Source organism: Aromatoleum bremense (genome assembly GCF_017894365.1).
In the GTDB taxonomy this organism is placed as follows: Bacteria; Pseudomonadota; Gammaproteobacteria; order Burkholderiales; family Rhodocyclaceae; genus Aromatoleum; species Aromatoleum bremense.
On record NZ_CP059467.1, the window covers coordinates 3,347,410 to 3,364,723 of the forward strand.

The 17,314-nt window shown below is 68.6% G+C and carries 9 protein-coding genes; 4 read left to right on the top strand and 5 right to left on the bottom strand.

Features of this window, described 5'->3' with window-relative positions; translation table 11 throughout:
* The first annotated feature begins 4 nt into the window (after positions 1 to 4).
* Positions 5 to 1,120 carry a cellulose synthase complex periplasmic endoglucanase BcsZ gene (bcsZ, locus tag pbN1_RS15695; RefSeq protein ID WP_169202032.1) on the top strand — a complete coding sequence of 372 codons (1,116 nt, stop codon included), beginning with the start codon at positions 5 to 7 and terminating at the stop codon, positions 1,118 to 1,120.
* Entirely contained in the window at positions 1,108 to 4,632 is a 3,525-nt protein-coding gene (bcsC, locus tag pbN1_RS15700; protein ID WP_169202033.1) for a cellulose synthase complex outer membrane protein BcsC, read from the top strand. The genes bcsZ and bcsC overlap by 13 nt, the downstream gene beginning before the upstream one ends.
* On the opposite strand, the gene pbN1_RS15705 is transcribed toward bcsC, so the two are convergent.
* Positions 4,625 to 6,427, bottom strand: coding sequence for a GGDEF domain-containing protein (locus tag pbN1_RS15705; protein ID WP_169202034.1), 1,803 nt, complete (start codon positions 6,425 to 6,427; stop codon positions 4,625 to 4,627). The genes bcsC and pbN1_RS15705 overlap by 8 nt on opposite strands.
* 157 nt (positions 6,428 to 6,584) lie before the next feature.
* On the opposite strand from pbN1_RS15705, the gene pbN1_RS15710 reads away from it, so the two are divergent.
* The gene (locus tag pbN1_RS15710) at positions 6,585 to 8,006 is read left to right on the top strand and encodes a DUF2868 domain-containing protein (protein ID WP_244856979.1); all 1,422 of its coding nucleotides are present in this window, start codon (positions 6,585 to 6,587) and stop codon (positions 8,004 to 8,006) included.
* On the top strand, positions 7,999 to 9,381 hold the full coding sequence (locus tag pbN1_RS15715) for a DUF3482 domain-containing protein (RefSeq protein ID WP_169202035.1): 1,383 nt from the start codon (positions 7,999 to 8,001) through the stop codon (positions 9,379 to 9,381). Before pbN1_RS15710 ends, pbN1_RS15715 begins: the two co-directional genes overlap by 8 nt.
* A 55-nt stretch (positions 9,382 to 9,436) precedes the next feature.
* On the opposite strand, the gene pbN1_RS15720 is transcribed toward pbN1_RS15715, so the two are convergent.
* The 4 genes from pbN1_RS15720 to aceE all read right to left on the bottom strand — a co-directional run bounded on the left by pbN1_RS15720 (position 9,437) and on the right by aceE (position 16,903).
* Positions 9,437 to 10,531 carry an FUSC family protein gene (locus tag pbN1_RS15720; protein ID WP_169202036.1) on the bottom strand — a complete coding sequence of 365 codons (1,095 nt, stop codon included), beginning with the start codon at positions 10,529 to 10,531 and terminating at the stop codon, positions 9,437 to 9,439.
* Positions 10,532 to 10,639: 108 nt separating this feature from the next.
* Entirely contained in the window at positions 10,640 to 12,469 is a 1,830-nt protein-coding gene (lpdA, locus tag pbN1_RS15725) for a dihydrolipoyl dehydrogenase (protein ID WP_169202037.1), read from the bottom strand.
* A gap of 12 nt (positions 12,470 to 12,481) precedes the next feature.
* Complete coding sequence (gene aceF, locus pbN1_RS15730) at positions 12,482 to 14,206, bottom strand: dihydrolipoyllysine-residue acetyltransferase (protein ID WP_210147536.1); 1,725 nt, start codon at positions 14,204 to 14,206, stop codon at positions 12,482 to 12,484.
* Positions 14,207 to 14,227: 21 nt separating this feature from the next.
* Positions 14,228 to 16,903: a pyruvate dehydrogenase (acetyl-transferring), homodimeric type gene (gene aceE, locus pbN1_RS15735; protein WP_169204278.1), complete on the bottom strand. Its 2,676-nt coding sequence runs from the start codon at positions 16,901 to 16,903 to the stop codon at positions 14,228 to 14,230.
* Positions 16,904 to 17,314 lie beyond the last annotated feature (411 nt).

A 17,314-nucleotide genomic window follows, 5' to 3' on the forward strand; every position in this document is an offset into this window, starting at 1 on the left:
GCGCATGCGCAGCTTTGCGGTGTGTCTCTTCGCCCTGTTGCTGGGCGCGCCGGGGCGCGTCACCGCAGCGGCGGATTGCCCGTGGCCGGCGTGGGAATCGTTCAAGCAGGCGATGGTGAGTGCGGACGGACGTGTCATCGACCGCTCCTCGCCACGCCTGATCACCACCTCGGAAGGGCAGAGCTACGGCCTGTTCTTTGCCTTGCTTGCCGACGATCGCGACAGCTTCGCCCGCCTGCTGCAGTGGACGGGAAACAATCTCGCTGCCGGTAAGCTCGGCCATCGCCTGCCGGCCTGGCAGTGGGGACGCGCCGACGATGGCGACTGGCGCGTGCTCGACGACAACAATGCCAGCGACGCCGACCTGTGGCTCGCCTACAGCCTGCTGGAGGCCGGTCGCCTGTGGCGGCGGGCGGACTACGCCGCGCTGGGGCAGCAGTTGCTCTGGCGCAGCGCAGCTCAGACCGTGCGCAAGCTGCCGGGGCTGGGGCTGATGCTGCTGCCTGGCGACTACGGCTTCGACGGCACCGAAGGCTGGCGTCTCAATCCCGGCTACCTGCCGCTGCAGCAACTGGCGCGTTTCGCCCTCGTGGATACGGTCTGGGGCGAACTCGCCGCCAACACCCGCCGCCTGCTGCTGGCGGGGGCGCCGAAAGGCTTCGCCCCCGACTGGCTGCAGTGGAAAACGGGGCAGGGCTGGGCGGCCGATCCGGAGCATGGCGCCGCGGGAAGCTACGATGCCATCCGCGTCTACCTGTGGCTCGGCATGCTCGCCGACGATGCGCCGGAACGGGAGCGGTTGCAGGGGCATTTCGCGCCGATGGCGCAACTGATTGCGCGCCTCGGCCAGCCGCCGGAACATATCGATGCGCGCAGCGGCGACCATCGGGGAGTCGGCCCGGCAGGTTTCTCTGCCGCACTGCTGCCCCTGCTCGCGGCGACCGGAGAGGGGGGGGCGCTGCAGGCGCAGCGTGGCCGCCTGCAGCGCACTCCGCCGGCCCCGGATGCGTACTACGCCCAGGTCCTGTACCTGTTTGGCTGGGGCTGGGATGAAGGACGCTACCGCTTCGACAAGGACGGCCGGCTGCTGCCGGCCTGGATCGACAGATGCAAAGATTGAGCGGGTGGGTGCTGCTGCTCGGCAGCCTGTCGGGGCTGGCGCTGGCCGAACCGCTGGACCGGGTCGAACAGCAGCGCTGGCTGCTGGAGCAGGTCAGGATCGGCGAAGCGCAGTACCGCGAGGAACTGGTGCGCGATTCGCTCGCGCGGCTCGAACGCATCGCCCCGGATGACCCGGAAACCCTGTTCGCGACCCTGCGGCTGTCGCTGCGAAAGCGGGATGCCGGCCAGGCCGGTCGCCTGCTCGAGCGCCTGCGCCGCCTGGCACCGGATTCGCCGCTGCTGCGGCACGGTGAAGTGCTGCTGCGCCTGCATGATGCCGCCAGCCAGCGCACGCTGCAGCAGGCCCGGTTGCTTGCCGCCGGCGGCCGGCGCGTGCAGGCGCGCGCGCTCTACGAGCAGCTGTTCGGTACCGAGCCGCCGGACTTGGCGCTCGCGCTGGAATACTGGCGCCTGCGTGCCGCCATCGATGTCCAGCCGTGGCAAGCGATCGAACAGTTGCGCGCGCTGGACCGGCAATACCCGGGAAACGTCGCCCTGCGCCAAACCCTTGTCGACCTGCTGTTCGCCGCCCGACACAACGAAGAAGCGTTGCGGGTGCTCGGGCAACTCGCGGCCGATCCGGCCGCGCGCGATGCCGCCGCGCAAAGGGAATTCGACTACCTGGCCGAATTGCCGGTCAGCCGCGACAGCGCCCGGGCCTGGCAGCGGTTCCTTGCGCGCTACCCGGATTCGTCCCGGCGCGGCGACGCGCAAACCCGTCTCCAGGCCCAGCAGCGGCTGCTTGCCAACCCGGCCTGGCAAGCCGGGCAGCGCGGCAAGCGGCTGCTGGGGCAGGGAGAGATTGCCGCCGCCGAGATGGAATTGCGCCGGGCGCTGCGCCGTTATCCGGAGGACGCCAGCCTGCACGGCGAACTCGGTTATGCCCTGCTGCGGCTGGGGCGCCACGACGCGGCGTATGCGGCCTTGCGCCAGGCCCTGGCCATGGAGCAGGACGACTCGGCGATCAGCCGGTGGCGCGACCTGATGATCACCAGCCGCTACTGGATGCTGGTGAAGCAGGCCGACCAGGCGCTCGACGCCGGTGATTCCGCCGCCGCGCATCGACTGTACCGCGAGGCCCGGGGGGTGAAGCCGGGCGATGCCTTCGCCCTCGTTGGCCTGGGCCGGGTGGCGCAGGCACAGGGCGACGATGCCGAAGCCGAACGCCTGCTGCTGGAGGCGCATCGGCTCGACCCGGCGAGCGGCGATGTCATTCGCGGCATGGTACGGCTGTACCGCGATCGGCAGCCCGAGCGCGCGGAGGCCTTGCTCGCCGGCCTGCCGATAACCCTGCGGGGCGAATTCGCCGACTCGTTGCGCGCCTTGCGTCGCGAGCGCTTCGAACGCGAGGCCGAAGCCGCCCGCGCCCGGGGGGATCGGGAGCGCGCCGTGGCGCTGCTCGAAGAGGCCGCGGTTGCGGCACCGGACGATCCCTGGCTGGTTTACCGCCTCGCCAACGCGCAGCGCGAACTCGGGCGCGATGCCGCTGCAGAAGCCGGCTTCCAGCGCCTCCTGCAGCGCCAGGGTGACGATCGCCAGGCACGCTACGCGCACGGGCTGTACCTGTCGAGCGCCGGGCGCGATGAAGAAGCGCTGGCATCGCTGGGACGGCTTTCCCCGGCCGCCTGGGACGAGGACATGCGCATACTGGCGGCGAGGCTGCAGCGCCGGCAACTGCTGGCACGCGCCGCAGCGTTGCGCGCCGCCGGCCGCGAGGACGAAGCGGCGGCCTTGCTGCTGCGCGATCCGCTCGACGAGGATCTGTTGCGCGTCGCCGAGTGGGCCGCGGAGCGCAACGCGCCTGCGCAGGCCCAACGCTACTACCGGCAACTGCTGCAGCGCGCGCCCGGACATGCCGAGGCGCGCCTGGGGCTGGTCGAAAGCCTGATCGCCGGCGGCCGCCCCGATGAGGCGCATGCGTTGCTGCGGCAGGGGCCGCTGCAACTGCCCTCCGGAGCGCTGAATGCACGCCGGCGCCTGGCCAACGCCTGGATCGCCCTGGGCGCAAAGGACGAGGCCGGCATCCTGTTCGATGAACTGGTGCAGGAGGGGCAGTGGGACCCGTTGCTGCTGCGCGACGCGGCGCGCCTGTTCGCGCCGCAGCAGCCCGGGCGCGCGATGGGACTGTATGCCCAGGCGATGACGGCGGCCGGTTTGCTCACGCACGCGCAATCCGAGTCGCCCGACCCGCGCGCCTTGACCCGCGCCAGCCGCGCCCGCGAAGAGGATGGCTGGCTGGTCGGCAGCCTGCGTAGCGACGTCGACGCGCTCTACCAGCGACGCAATCCGACCGTGCATGTGCACCACGAGTATGCTTGGCGCAGCGACGATGCGACGCCGGGCATCTCCGACCTGGCGGCGCAGACCAGCATCCTCCAGGTCGACCTGCCTTTCGCGGATGGCGACGGTTTTCTGCGCGCCGAACGAGTGGACCTCGATGTCGGCAGCTTCGACACCGACGACAGTGGCCGGCACCACGAAGAATTCGGTTCCTGCGCGCTGCAGTGGCGCCACCGGGAGAGCGGGGCTGCGTACCCGGCCGGCTGCCGGGACGGTGCCCAGCGCGCTCGCGGCACCGCCGTGGCGCTGGGCTGGAGTGGCCAACGCTGGAGTTTCGATGTCGGGCATTCGCCGCAGGGTTTCGAGGTCGGCAACTGGCTGGGCGGCGTCAGCCATGAGGGCGACTGGGGTGAGCTGGGCTGGACGCTGACGGCGTCGCGCCGGCCGCTGAGCAATTCCCTGCTTTCTTATGCCGGGGCGGTGGACCCGCAGACCGGCATCCGCTGGGGCGGCGTCACCGCGAACGGCTTCACCCTCGGCCTCAGCCACGACCAGGGCGGCGCCGGCGGCGCCTGGGCCAGCCTCGGCCTGCACCGGCTGCGCGGCGAGAACGTTGCCGACAATCAGCGCGGTACGGCGATGGCGGGCTACTACCACCGTTTCCTCGAACGGGTCGATGAGCGCCTGCGCGCTGGCGTATCGGTGATGTACCGGGGCTACCGGCACGACCTCGGCGAATACACGCTGGGGCAAGGCGGCTATTACAGCCCGCGCCACTACTACTCGATAGGCATCCCGCTCAGCTACGCGCGGCGCAACGCCGATTGGTCGGTGCAGTTCGAAGGGTCGTTCGGCTGGTCGCAGGCGCAGTCGAAGGATAGCGAACTCTATCCGCTGCGCAGGATGATGGCGAAGCTGTTCGACGGCAGGAATCCGGACGACTACGTGCTGGAGGAAGGGCGCCTGATCAACCCCGGCGACAGCGGCGGCGGCACCAGCCTGCGTCTGCAGGCCAGCATCGAGCGGCGGCTGTCGGATCATCTGGTGCTCGGCGGCCATCTTTCGTGGCAGCACAGCGAAGACTACGCGCCGAGCCGTGCCATGCTTTACCTGCGCTATACCCTCGAACCCTGGCAAGGCAGCCTGCCCCTGCCAGTAGGGCCGCTGACGCCTTACGCCGATTTCAGGTGAAGCCGCCCATCCCGGCCGCCACCACCTTGTTCTTCCCCGTTTCCTTCGCCTCGTACATCGCGGCGTCGGCGCGCTTGAGCACTGCATCGAGCGTTTCACCCGGATTCCATGCGGTGATGCCGGCGCTGAAGGTGATCAGGATCTTCTTGTCGTCGGCAAGGAAGAACGCGCGGGTGAGTTCGCGCTGCAGGCGGACGAGCGCGGCGTGCGCCTGGTCGAGGTCGGTATCGGGGTAGAGCAGGATGAATTCCTCGCCGCCGTGGCGGGCGAGGGTGTCCTGCGGGCGGAGGTTGGCGCGGACGATACGGGCGAGGTGCACGAGCGCGTCGTCGCCGGCCTGGTGGCCGTGGGTGTCGTTGATTTTCTTGAAGTTGTCGATGTCGAGCAGCGCGACGCTGAGCGTGTTGTGGTGGCGCCGCGCGCGGCCGGCTTCCTTGTCGAAGGTTTCTTCAAGGCCGCGGCGGTTGAGCAGGCCGGTGAGTTGATCGTGGCGCACCAGGTGGCTGCTCTCGTCGAGCGCGCGCTGCATTTCGGCCATCTGCGCTTCGGCTTCGCGGACGCGTTCGCGGGTCGCGCGCAGTTCGTCGCGCGAGCGGCGGGCTTCGTCGCGAATCGCCAGCGTCTCGCGCATGACTTCGTCGAGCACGCCGCCAATCTCGCTGATGTCGCGCGCCGCCGAGATCCTGTCGGCGCACTCTTCGATGCGGTCGTGATAACTGCTGGTGGTGTCGGCGAAGCTCGCGAGGTGGTCGACGAAACCGGCGAGCATCTTCTTCAGCGAACGCTGCGCTTCAGAATGGTTGTGCTTGAGCTGGCTCTGCTTGAAGATGATTTCCTTCAGGCGGCGTTCGGCGTCGTCGATCATGCGCAGGCTGGTCGGGTTGCCGACGATGTCGCGCAGCGTGTCCATCTGGCCGTGCAGCCACTGGTCGTCGATGACGATCTGGTCGATGTTCTCGAGCAGAAGGCGCAGGAGATTGAGCAGGCCGGTGTGCACTTCGGCGCGGTCACCGGCGAGCATTTCCAGCCGGTAGGCGAACTTGCGCAACTGCTTGGCGATGGCCTGCAGCGCCCCGGCGTCCTGTGCGCGCCGGACCGAGGCGGAGAACTCGGCCGCGTCGCGGGTGAGCTCGGGCTGGTCGGCGAGGAACACCGGAGCGATCGATTCGAGCGTCAGGAGCAGGAGTTCGCGCAGCCCCGCGAGCAGTCCGCCCGTTTCGCTGGCTGCGACGAGGCGGACTTCGGGCGCCGCTGTTTCCGCTGGCTTGGCGGCAACAGCTTGCACCGGCATGTCGGGCGGCGACGTCGTTCCGGGCTCCGCCGGGGCCTGGCTCCAGGAACGGACGAGTGCCTGCAGGCGGGCGTGAAGCGTTTGCGGGTCGCTGGCCGCGAGCACGCGTTCGAGCGATTCGCGCTTGCGTGCGACGGTCCAGCCGGCCTGGCGGCTTTCCCACTGGCGCAGCAGTTCGGCGATCAGCTCGTTCCACGCCGGTGGCCGTTCGGCCTTGAGACTGTCGTAATACTCCGCCAGCGCCTGCCGGGCGACGTCCGCCTTGCCGACGGCCAGCGCCTGGTCGAGCAGCCGGGCGAGCCGCGCGCGCTCGGAAGTGTCGCGCGGAAGCTGGCGGGCGAGGGTGCGGACGAATTTTTCGGGGAACGGTTCGTCGGGCGCGGGAATGCCGGAGACTTCGTGATACAGCGTGCGGAAGTTGTCCGGCGTGGGCGGCAGGCGGCGCGATGCGAAAAGTCGCAGGACTTCGCGGGCGATATCCGAAGGCTGGGTCGGTGCGGGCATCGTCAGCGTCTTTCATCCGGTTTGGGTCCGCGGATTATGCCTTGTCGTTGAGCACGGACCAAGGTGAGAAAGGCGCGCCGACGGCGCGCCAGGGGGGATCGCGGGCGCCGATCCGCTATCCTGTCGTCCTGATCGTGACCCGGACCCGATTTCGCGCATGCCTGCCCCCGATTCCACGCGACTGACAGCCTTCGAATCGCGCTGGCTGGCGGAGGCGCTCCGGCTGCGCGAGGAGGCGGCCGGCCCGCTCGACGACCGCGATGCGGTAGCCGCGGTGCGCGCGATCGACGGCGGCGTCGAGGAGCGGATCGTGCGCCGCGCACTGCTGCTGGGCGAGCACGAGGGAATGGCCGGGATGATCGCGGCGTGGCGCGCGCGCTCCCGGCTGGTGTTGATGCTGGCGTCGGCCGTCGCGCTGGCGAGCGGGTTCGGCGCCGCGCTCGCAGTGCTGGGCGACGGCACGCGTGCGGTCAACGTCGTGTGGACGCTGGGCGGCCTGCTCGGCGTGCATCTGCTGAGCCTGCTGCTGTGGGCGCTCGGATTGTCGCTGGGCGGGCGGGATGCGGGCGGTGCACTCGGGCGCGTCTGGCTGTGGCTGTCGACGCGGCTGTCGCCGGCCGGTCCCGCAGCGGGGTACGTCGCGAAGGCGCTCGCGGGCCTGCTCGGGCGCGCGCGGCTGTTGCGCTGGTGGCTCGGGGCGGTGACGCACGGATTGTGGTTCGCTGCGCTGTGCGGCGCGCTGCTCGGCCTGCTGGCGACGCTGTCCGCGCGGCGCTACGGCTTCGCCTGGGAAACGACGATCCTGTCGGCGGACGTGTTCGTGCATCTCGTGCGCATCGTCGGCTGGCTGCCGGCGCAGGTCGGCTTCGCGGTGCCAGACGCGGAGCATGTGCGCGCGAGCGGCGTGGCCGCCGCCGTGGACGAGGCGGCGCGCATCGCGTGGTCGTCGTGGCTCCTGGGCTGCGTGACGATGTACGGCATCGTGCCGCGGGCGCTGTTGTGGGCGGTGTGTCTCGTCCTGTGGCGTGTCGGGCGTGCGCGCCTGCGGCTCGACCTGGCATTGCCCGGCTACGCGGTGCTGGTCGCGCGGCTCGCGCCGGCGAGCGAGCGGATCGGCGTCACGGACGCCGATCCAGGGCACTTCGCAGGGCCGCGGGCGGACGGCACGCACCCGCTCGGCAGCGGGGCGCCGCTGGCGGTCGGACTCGAACTGCCGGCGGGCGCGGGATGGCCGTCAGCGCTGCCGGCCGGCGTGCGCGATGCGGGGGTCATCGACAGCCGCGAGCAGCGCAAGCGCCTCGTCGCCGAGCTGCAGGCCGACCCGCCAGCGCGGCTGCTGGTCGCGTGCGACGCGCGCCAGACGCCGGATCGCGGCAGCCTCGAACTGATTGCCGAGCTGTCGCGCCACGCGGGCGACTGCCGGGTATGGCTGACAGGGGGCGATGGCGCTGGCGGGCATGCGCCACACTGGCGGGAGTCGCTCGATGGCATCGGCATGGAGGCCGAGCGGGTCATCGGCACTCCGGCGGACGCGATGGACTGGCTGCGCGGCGCGGGGACGGGAGCCGAAAATGACTAGACCGCTGCGCATCGCCGTCGTCGGGCACACCAACACCGGCAAGACGTCGCTGATGCGCACGCTGACGCGCGACACCGGTTTCGGCGAGGTGTCGAGTCGGCCGAGCACGACTCGTCACGTGGAAGGCGCGCGGCTGCTGGCCGACGGCGAGGTGCTCGTGGAGTTGTACGACACGCCGGGGCTCGAAGACCCGATCGCGCTGCTCGAGCGGCTCGAGGCGATCGAGGCGCCCGGCGGCGAACGGCTCGACGATACGACACGGATCGAGCGCTTCCTCGCGACCCCGGTGGCCGGTCACCGCTTCGAGCAGGAAGCGAAGGTGCTGCGCCAGATGCTCGCGAGCGACGCGGCGTTCTATGTCGTCGACGTGCGCGATCCGGTCCTGGCGAAGCATCGCGACGAGCTCGCGATCCTCGGCGGCTGTGCGATCCCGCTGCTGCCGGTGCTGAACTTCGTGCGCGACCCGGCGGCCAATGAATCCTCGTGGCGCGAGGCGCTCGCGCGGCTCGGACTGCATGCGGTCGTGCGCTTCGACACGGTTGCACCGGAGCGCGACGGCGAGCGGCGCCTGTACGAGAAGCTCGCGACGCTGGTGGACACGCATCGACCCGGCCTCGATCGGCTCGTCGCATGCCGGGAACGCGAGGCGCAGGCGCGGCATGCGGCGGCGCTGAGGCTCGTCGCCGGGCTGCTCGTCGACGTCGCCGCGGCGCGCGTCGCCGTCGCGACTGAAGCGCAGGCGATCGAGCGCGCGGTCGCGGCGCTGCACGAGCGCGTGCGGCGGCGCGAGCAGGCTTGCGTCGACGCGTTGCTCGCGCTCTACCGGTTCCGCCCGGACGACGTCGATGCGGGCGATCTGCCGCTGCTCGACGGTCGCTGGGAGAGCGATCTCTTCAACCCGGAGACCTTCCGCGCGATGGGCGTGCGGCTCGGTACCGGCGCGGCGGCAGGAGCGGCCGCCGGGGTCGGCATCGACCTGATGCTCGGCGGGCTGACGCTCGGGGCCGCGGCCGCGCTCGGCGCGCTCGCCGGGGGCGGCTGGCAGGCGGTGCGCCAGTTCGGCAACCTTGTCGTCGAAAAGCTGCGCGGCCAGCGCGAGCTCAGCGTCGACGACGCGATCCTGCGCCTGTTGGCGTTGCGCCAGCTGCGCCTGCTCGACGCGCTCGAATCCCGCGGCCATGCCGCGATCGCCCCGATCCGGCTCGTCGATCCGCACGTGCGTCAATGGCGCGAGGGCGCGATTCCCGAGCTCGTGCTGCGGGCGCGAGTGCATCCGGAGTGGTCGAGGCTGTTCGCGGCGAGCGGCGACGACGAGGCGCGCGACGAGGCGGTTGGGGTGCTCGCTGCCTTGCTGTCCGAAACTGCCGGAACGTGAATGCGGGCGGGGCTCCGGGGTTGCGGGTACGGGCGGATGCGGGCCGCGCGAGTTCTCAACGCACGAGGCGAGCTGGGATCAGGCGTCGTATCTGCTGCCCCATGACCGCCCTGAAGCGCAGATCGTGCAGGCAAACCCCGCCCGCCAGCCCGACGAGGCAGCCGAGGACGGTATCGAAAAAGCGCGCCTCGATCAGTGCTGCCGGCGACCCGCTCCCCAGCGTCGCGGCTTCGGCCAGCAGGATCGTCAGCGGGGTGATGAAGATCGCCGCGAACCCGTAGTGCCTCACGACCGCCGTCTCGATCACGAAGGCCAGTACCATCATCGCCAGTGAGATACTCCATTTGTCCAGCGGCAGCAGCAACAGGCCCCACGACACGAGCAGGCCGATGCTGGTCCCCACCACGCGATGCAGTTGCTTGTTCCACACTGCGCGTAGCGACGCGCCCTGGATCACGGCGAGGCAGCTCACCGGCACCCAGTAGGGGCGTTCGAGCTGCAACACCTGCGCCAGCGCGAGCGAGATGCCCACGAACACGCCGATCACCACCGAATCGAAAAGCACGAAATCGAAGGTCGGCAGCGGCAACGGGGCTGCCGGGTCGGGCGCCTGCACGTGTAGTGCGTACAGGCTGTAGAAAAACGCAATCAGGCAGGCGAGCAGCGCACCCATGAAGATCAGCCCCACCACCAGCGGCACCTGCAGCAGCGGTGTCGGCGAATACGCGCCGATGGCGGCGGCCATGATGAAGAACAGGCTGCCGGGTGGTCCCAGCGCATAAAAGCGGCACAGCATCGTCACCAGAATGGCGATGAAGACCAGCGCCAGCATCATCAGGGCCGGCACGAAATGGCTCAGCACCCCCAGCGCGTAGCAGGCGGTCATCGCGAAGGCACAGGCCATCAGCGACACCATGCGGTGATACAGAGGGGTGTTCGGGGTATATAGGAACACCAACCCGCCCAGCGACGAAATCAGCCCGTAGTCCAGGTGATCGAACCACGCGCCGACCAGCAGCGGCAGGCCCGTGGCCAACGCCGCCGCGAACGGCATCTGCCACAGCCGGTCGCTGCGATTGACCGTCGTCAGATGCTGCCACTCGGTCCGCAGCACGTTCTTCAGCCTGGACCCCGGGTTGTTCGGAGTCATGTTCCTTGCTCCAGTATCGGTTTTTCCCGCAGCGAGTTTAAATCCTCGCTGGTGCCGCAACAAACAGGGGCGCTGCGGCGCCCCCTGTGCTCGTTGCGGCGATGATGCTTACTTCCTGCGCATCGGCGGGATGTCAGTGCAGCTGCCGTGCGCCACTTCGGCCGCCAGGCCGATGGTCTCGCCCAAGGTCGGGTGCGGGTGGATCGTCTTGCCGATATCGACGGCATCCGCGCCCATCTCGATCGCGAGGCACACTTCGCCGATCATGTCGCCGGCCGACGGGCCGACGATCGCGCCGCCGATCACGCGATGCGTCTCGGCGTCGAAGATCAGCTTCGTGAAGCCGTAGTCGGCGCCGTTCGCGATCGCGCGACCCGAAGCGGCCCACGGGAACTTCGCGGTCTCGATCTTGCGGCCTTCTTTCTTCGCCTGCTCTTCGGTGTAGCCGACCCACGCGACTTCCGGGTGCGTGTAGGCGACGCTCGGGATCACCGTCGCGTCGAAAGCGGCTTTTTGCCCGGCCGCGACTTCGGCTGCGACGTGCCCCTCGTGCACCGCCTTGTGCGCGAGCATCGGGTTGCCGACGATGTCACCGATCGCGAAGATGTGCGGCACGTTCGTGCGCATCTGCCCATCGACCGGGATGAAGCCGCGATCCGTGACGACGACGCCGGCGTTCTCCGCGCCGATCTTGCCGCCGTTCGGGCTGCGCCCGGCCGCCTGCAGGATCATGTCGTAGCGCTGCGGGCCTTGCGGGGCGCTTTTGCCACCCTCGGCACCTTCGAATGTGACCCACAGCCCGTCGTCCTTCGCCTCGACGGCGACGGTCTTCGTCTTCAGCATGATGTTGTCGAAGCGCTGCGCGTTCTGCTTCTCCCACACCTTGACAGCGTCGCGGTCCGGGCCCTGCATCAGCGCATCGAGCATCTCGACGACATCGACGCGCGTGCCGAGCGTCGAATAGACGGTCGCCATCTCGAGGCCGATGATGCCGCCGCCGATGACGAGCATCTTCGCGGGCGCCTTGCCGCCGGATGTGCGCAGTTCGAGCGCGCCGGTCGAATCGACGACGCGCGGATCCTTCGGGATGAACGGCAGATGCACCGCGGCTGAGCCGGCGGCGATGATGCACTGGCCGAAGCGCACGACCTTCTTCTCGCCGGTCTTGTCCTGACCGCTGCCGGAGGTCAGCTCGACTTCGACGTGGTTCGCGTCGAGGAACGTGCCGAGGCCGCGCACGACCTCGACCTTGCGGCCTTTGGCCATGCCGGCGAGGCCGGCGGTGAGCTTGCCGACGACCTTGTCCTTGTGCGCGCGCAGCGCGTCGAGGTCGACGGCGGGCTTCGCGAACGTGATGCCGGCCGCCGCCATGTGCCCGGCTTCGTCGATCACTTGCGCGACGTGCAGCAGCGCCTTCGACGGGATGCAGCCGACATTGAGGCACACGCCGCCGAGCGTCGCATAACGTTCGACGATGACGGTCTTCAGGCCCAGGTCGGCGGCGCGGAACGCGGCCGAGTAGCCGCCGGGGCCGGCGCCGAGCACGAGCATGTCGCACTCGAGGTCGGCCGAACCGGCGTAGGCGCCGGGCCTCGCGGCGGCGGTCGGCGCCGGCGTCGCAGCCGGGGCGGATGCGGGCGCCGTGGCGGCCGGGATGGCCTTCGCTTCGCCAGCGCCGGCCGGTGTGGCGCCCGCGCCTTCGGTCTCGACCTTCAGCAGCACCGCGCCTTCGCCGACGCGGTCGCCGACCTTGACGAGCACTTCACGGATGACGCCCTCGGCCGACGACGGCACGTCCATCGTCGCCTTGTCCGATTCGAGCGTGCAGATCGACTCGTCGACCTTGATCGCATCACCGGCCTTGACGAACAGCTCGATGACGGGGACATCGGAGAAATCGCCGATGTCCGGGACTTTTACTTCAACAATCTGGCTCATGTCGCGGCCTCCTTACAGCATGACCCGACGGAAGTCGGACAAGAGTTGGGCGAGATAGACGTTGAAGCGCGTCGCGAGCGCGCCGTCGATGACCCGATGGTCGGCAGTCAGCGACATCGGCAAGGTGAGGCGCGGCACGAACTGCTTGCCGTCCCACACCGGCTTCATCACCGACTTGTTGACGCCGAGGATCGCGACTTCCGGCGCATTGACGATTGGCGCGAAGTACGTACCGCCGATGCCGCCGAGGCTCGAAATCGTGAAGCACGCGCCGGACATGTCGGCGGGGCCCAGCTTGCCGTCGCGCGCTTTCTTCGCGAGCTCGCCCGACTCCGCGGCGATCTCGAATACGCTCTTCTTGTCGGCGTTCTTGATGACCGGCACGACGAGCCCGTTCGGCGTGTCCGCCGCGAAGGCGATGTTGAAGTACTTCTTGTAGATGAGGTTGTCGCCGTCGAGCGAAGTGTTGAACTCGGGGAACTGCTGCAGCGCGCGCACCGATGCCTTGATGATGAACGCGAGCATCGTCAGCTTCTTGCCCGACTTCTCGTTCTCCTTGTTGATCGCGACGCGGAAGGCCTCGAGATCCGTGATGTCGGCGTCCTCGTGGTAGGTCACCGCCGGGATCATCACCCAGTTGCGCGCGAGGTTCTGGCCGGAGATCTTCTTGATGCGCGACAGCGGCTTCGCTTCGATCTCGCCGAACTTCGAGAAATCGATCTTCGGCCACGGCAGCAGATCGAGCCCGCCGCCGAGACTTACGCCGGCACCGGCCGCCGCTGCCTTGCCCGGTATGATGCCGCTTTGCATCGCGCCCTTGACGAACGTGGTGACATCCTCGCGGACGATGCGGCCTTTCGGTCCGGTCGCGCGGACCTGCGCGAGATCGACGCCGAGTTCGCGGGCGTAGGCACGCACGGATGGGCTCGCATGCACCCTGCCGCCAAGGGCCACCGCGGACGGGGCGCCGGCAGCCGCCTGCGCCAACGCAGGAGCGGACAGCTTCGACTGCTCGAACGCCTCGGGTGCATCGGCGGGCGTCGCGTCGGCGGCTGCGATGCGGGCGGCGGCGGGCGTTGCAGCGGGAGCGGGTGCGGCAGCCGCACCAGCCGCGCTGTCGACGACGATCAGCACCGCGCCTTCGGAAACCCGGTCGCCGACCTTTACCTTCACTTCCCTGACGACGCCGGCGGCCGATGACGGCACGTCCATCGTCGCCTTGTCCGATTCGAGCGTCGCGATCGAGTCCTCGACCTTGATCGTGTCGCCGACCTTGACGAACAGCTCGATCACCGGGACGTCCGAGAAATCGCCGATGTCCGGAACTTTCACTTCGGTGCTGCGGCCGGCCGCTGCGGGGGCGGGTGCGGGGGCCGACGCAGCGGCGGCGGGCGGGGCGGACGCTTTCGACTGTTCCAGCGCGGCGCCGGAATTCGCAGGCGTCGCCTGCGCCGCCGCGCTGCCGGCGGCTGCCGGTGCCGCAGCGGTTCCGGCGCCGGCTGCCTCGACCTTGATCAGCACCTTGCCTTCGGCAACGCGGTCGCCGACCTGCACCAGCACTTCGCGCACGACGCCGGCGGCGGTCGAGGGCACGTCCATCGTCGCCTTGTCCGATTCGAGCGTCGCGATCGGGTCCTCGACCTTGATCGTGTCGCCGGGCTTGACGAACAGCTCGATCACCGGCACGTCGGCGTAATCGCCGATGTCCGGGACTTTCACTTCAATGAGTTCGCTCATGTTGTTGTCTCCCTGGGGCGCTCAGACGGTCATCGGGTTCGGCTTGTTCGGATCGAGCTGGTACTTCAGCAGCGCGGCGGCGACCTTGTCGCGCTCGATCAGGCCGTCGTCGGCGAGCGCCTTCAGCGCGGCGACCGTGATCCAGCGGCGATCGACCTCGAAGAAGTGGCGCAGCTTCTCGCGCGTGTCCGAACGGCCGAAACCGTCGGTGCCGAGCGTCACGTAGGTGCGCTTGACGAAGGGGCGGATCTGCTCGGCGAACATCTTGATGTAGTCGGTCGCAGCGATCACCGGGCCGCTCGTGTCCTTGAGGCACTTCTCGACGTGGCTGACGCGCGGCGCATCGAGCGGATGCAGCATGTTGAAGCGATCGACGTCCTGGCCGTCGCGGGCCAGCTCGTTGAAGCTCGGGCAGCCCCACAGGTCGGACTCGATGCCCCAGTCGTTCTTCAGCAGGTCGGCCGCGGCGATGACTTCGCGGAATATCGAACCGGAACCGAGCAACTGCACGCGCAGCGTGTTCGTCGACTCGCCGCCCTTGCGGAACGCGTACATGCCCTTGACGATGTCGGCTTCGGCGCCGGCCGGCATGTCGGGATGCTCGTAGTTCTCGTTCAGCACGGTGATGTAGTAATAGACGTCCTGCTGTTCGGCGAACATCCGGCGCATGCCGTCCTGCACGACGACCGCGACTTCGTACTGGAAGGTCGGGTCGTAGCTGACGCAGTTCGGGATCATGTTCGCGAGCAGCAGGCTGTGGCCGTCCTCGTGCTGCAGGCCTTCGCCGTTGAGCGTCGTGCGCCCGGATGTGCCGCCGATCAGGAAGCCGCGCGTGCGCTGGTCGCCTGCCGCCCAGCACAGATCCATCGTGCGCTGCAGGCCGAACATCGAATAGAAGATGTAGAACGGGATCATCTGCACGCCATGCACCGAATAGGCGGTGCCGGCGGCGATCCAGTCGGCCATCGCGCCGGCTTCGTTGATGCCTTCCTGCAGCACCTGGCCGGTCTTCGATTCCTTGTAGAACATCAGCTGGTCATGGTCTTCCGGCACGTAGTTCTGGCCTTCCTGGTTCCAGATGCCGTACTGGCGGAACATGCCTTCCATGCCGAAGGTGCGCGATTCGTCCGGCACGATCGGCACGACATGGCGGCCGATCTGCTTGTCCTTCATCAACATGTTCATGATGCGCACCACCGCCATCGTCGTCGACAGCTCGCGGCCCTCGCCGGAGGATTTCAGCAGCGCGGCGAAGGTGGCGAGCGGCGGCACCGGCAGCGTTTCGGCGCGGCGCGCGCGCGCCGGCAGGAAGCCGCCGAGCGTCATGCGGCGTTCGAGCAGGTATTTCTGCTCGGGCGAATCGTCGGCGAACTTGAGGTACGGCACCTCTGCAACCTGGTCGTCGGGCACCGGCAACTCGAAACGGTCGCGGAAGCGGCGCACCGCGTCGGTGTCGAGCTTCTTCTGCTGGTGCGAGATGTTCATCGCCTCGCCGGCCTGGCCCATGCCGAAGCCCTTGATCGTCTTCGCCAGGATCAGCGTCGGCTGGCCCTTGTGCTCGACCGCCGCCTTGTACGCGGAGAAGATCTTGAACAGGTCGTGGCCGCCGCGGTTCAGGCGCCAGATCTCGTCGTCGGTCCAGTCGGCGACCATCGCCTTCAGTTCCGGCGTATTGAAGAAGTGCTCGCGCACATAGGCGCCGTTCTTCGCCTTGAAGGTCTGATATTCGCCGTCGACGCATTCCATCATGCGTTTCTTCAGCAGGCCCTTGGTGTCGCGCGCGAGCAGCGAATCCCAGTGCGTGCCCCAGACGACCTTGATGACGTTCCAGCCGGCGCCGCGGAACTCGGCTTCGAGCTCCTGGATGATCTTGCCGTTGCCGCGCACGGGGCCGTCGAGGCGCTGCAGGTTGCAGTTGATGACGAAGATCAGGTTGTCGAGCTTCTCGCGCGCGGCCATGCCGATCGCGCCGAGCGACTCGACCTCGTCGGTCTCGCCGTCGCCGAGGAAGGCCCACACCTTGCGGTCCTTCGCCTCGATCATGCCGCGCGAATCCATGTACTTCATGAAGCGCGCCGCGTAGATCGCGCACAGCGGCCCGAGGCCCATCGACACCGTCGGGAACTGCCAGAAGTCGGGCATCAGCCACGGATGCGGGTACGACGAGATGCCCTTTCCGTCGACTTCCTGGCGATAGCCGTCGAGCTGCGCCTCGGTGAGGCGGCCGAGCATGTACGCACGGGCATAGACGCCGGGCACCGAATGGCCCTGGAAGAAGATCAGGTCGCCACCATTGTCTTTCGTCGGCGCACGCCAGAAGTGCGAAAAGCCGACGTCATAAAGGGCGGCGGCCGACGCGAACGACGCGATGTGGCCGCCGACGTTGGTGTGCTTGTTCGCGCGCACGACCATCGCCATCGCGTTCCAGCGGATGTAGGAGTGCAGCTTGATCTCCATGTCCGGGTTGCCGGGGTATTTCGGCTGCTGGCTGGCGGGGATCGTGTTGATGTACTGGGTCGTCGCGGAATAGGGGATGTCGATCCCTTCCTCGCGGCCGGCCTCGATCATTTTCTCGATCAGGAAGTGGGCCCGTTCGGGGCCTTCGTTGGCGACGACGCCGTGTAGCGCATCGAGCCATTCCTGGGTTTCCTGGCTGTCCTGGTCGGGCTGCAGGATCACGTTCGATGTAGCGGCCATTCTCTGTCTCCTCATCGATTGAGGTTTGCGGTTTTCGCTCTTGTGGAGCGGTCGGGGCGGAAGCGTGGATCGCCGACCCCTGCGTCTGATCGGCAAGTTTCACATGATAAAATGTGTTTTCGTGATGTGCAATAAAGGCGCAGCAAATTTCATGGCGAGTGGTTCGCGGCGGGGATCTTGCAAACAGGATTGCAGGCAATTCGTCGCGGGAAGCGGATGGACAGGTCGAACGTGTTTCGCGGCAGCGCGGGGCGAAGCTGCCAAGCGAAGGGGCCGGCGGAAGGGGGCGCTGCGGCGCGGAGTCGCGCAAAAGTGCGGGACGGCGGAGGGTGCGGAGCAGCGGAAAAAAATCGGCCGGGGGAGAGGGAGGGAGGGAGAGGTCCCCCGGCCGATGGGTAAAACGGGAGAGGA

Bases quoted from the DNA above. Each gene is read 5' to 3' on its own strand.
- bcsZ (WP_169202032.1), top strand. From the start codon at position 5: ATGCGCAGCTTTGCGGTGTGTCTCTTCGCCCTGTTGCTGGGCGCGCCG.
- bcsC (WP_169202033.1), top strand. From the start codon at position 1,108: ATGCAAAGATTGAGCGGGTGGGTGCTGCTGCTCGGCAGCCTGTCGGGG.
- pbN1_RS15705 (WP_169202034.1), bottom strand. From the start codon at position 6,427: ATGCCCGCACCGACCCAGCCTTCGGATATCGCCCGCGAAGTCCTGCGA.
- pbN1_RS15710 (WP_244856979.1), top strand. From the start codon at position 6,585: ATGCCTGCCCCCGATTCCACGCGACTGACAGCCTTCGAATCGCGCTGG.
- pbN1_RS15715 (WP_169202035.1), top strand. From the start codon at position 7,999: ATGACTAGACCGCTGCGCATCGCCGTCGTCGGGCACACCAACACCGGC.
- pbN1_RS15720 (WP_169202036.1), bottom strand. From the start codon at position 10,531: ATGACTCCGAACAACCCGGGGTCCAGGCTGAAGAACGTGCTGCGGACC.
- lpdA (WP_169202037.1), bottom strand. From the start codon at position 12,469: ATGAGCCAGATTGTTGAAGTAAAAGTCCCGGACATCGGCGATTTCTCC.
- aceF (WP_210147536.1), bottom strand. From the start codon at position 14,206: ATGAGCGAACTCATTGAAGTGAAAGTCCCGGACATCGGCGATTACGCC.
- aceE (WP_169204278.1), bottom strand. From the start codon at position 16,903: ATGGCCGCTACATCGAACGTGATCCTGCAGCCCGACCAGGACAGCCAG.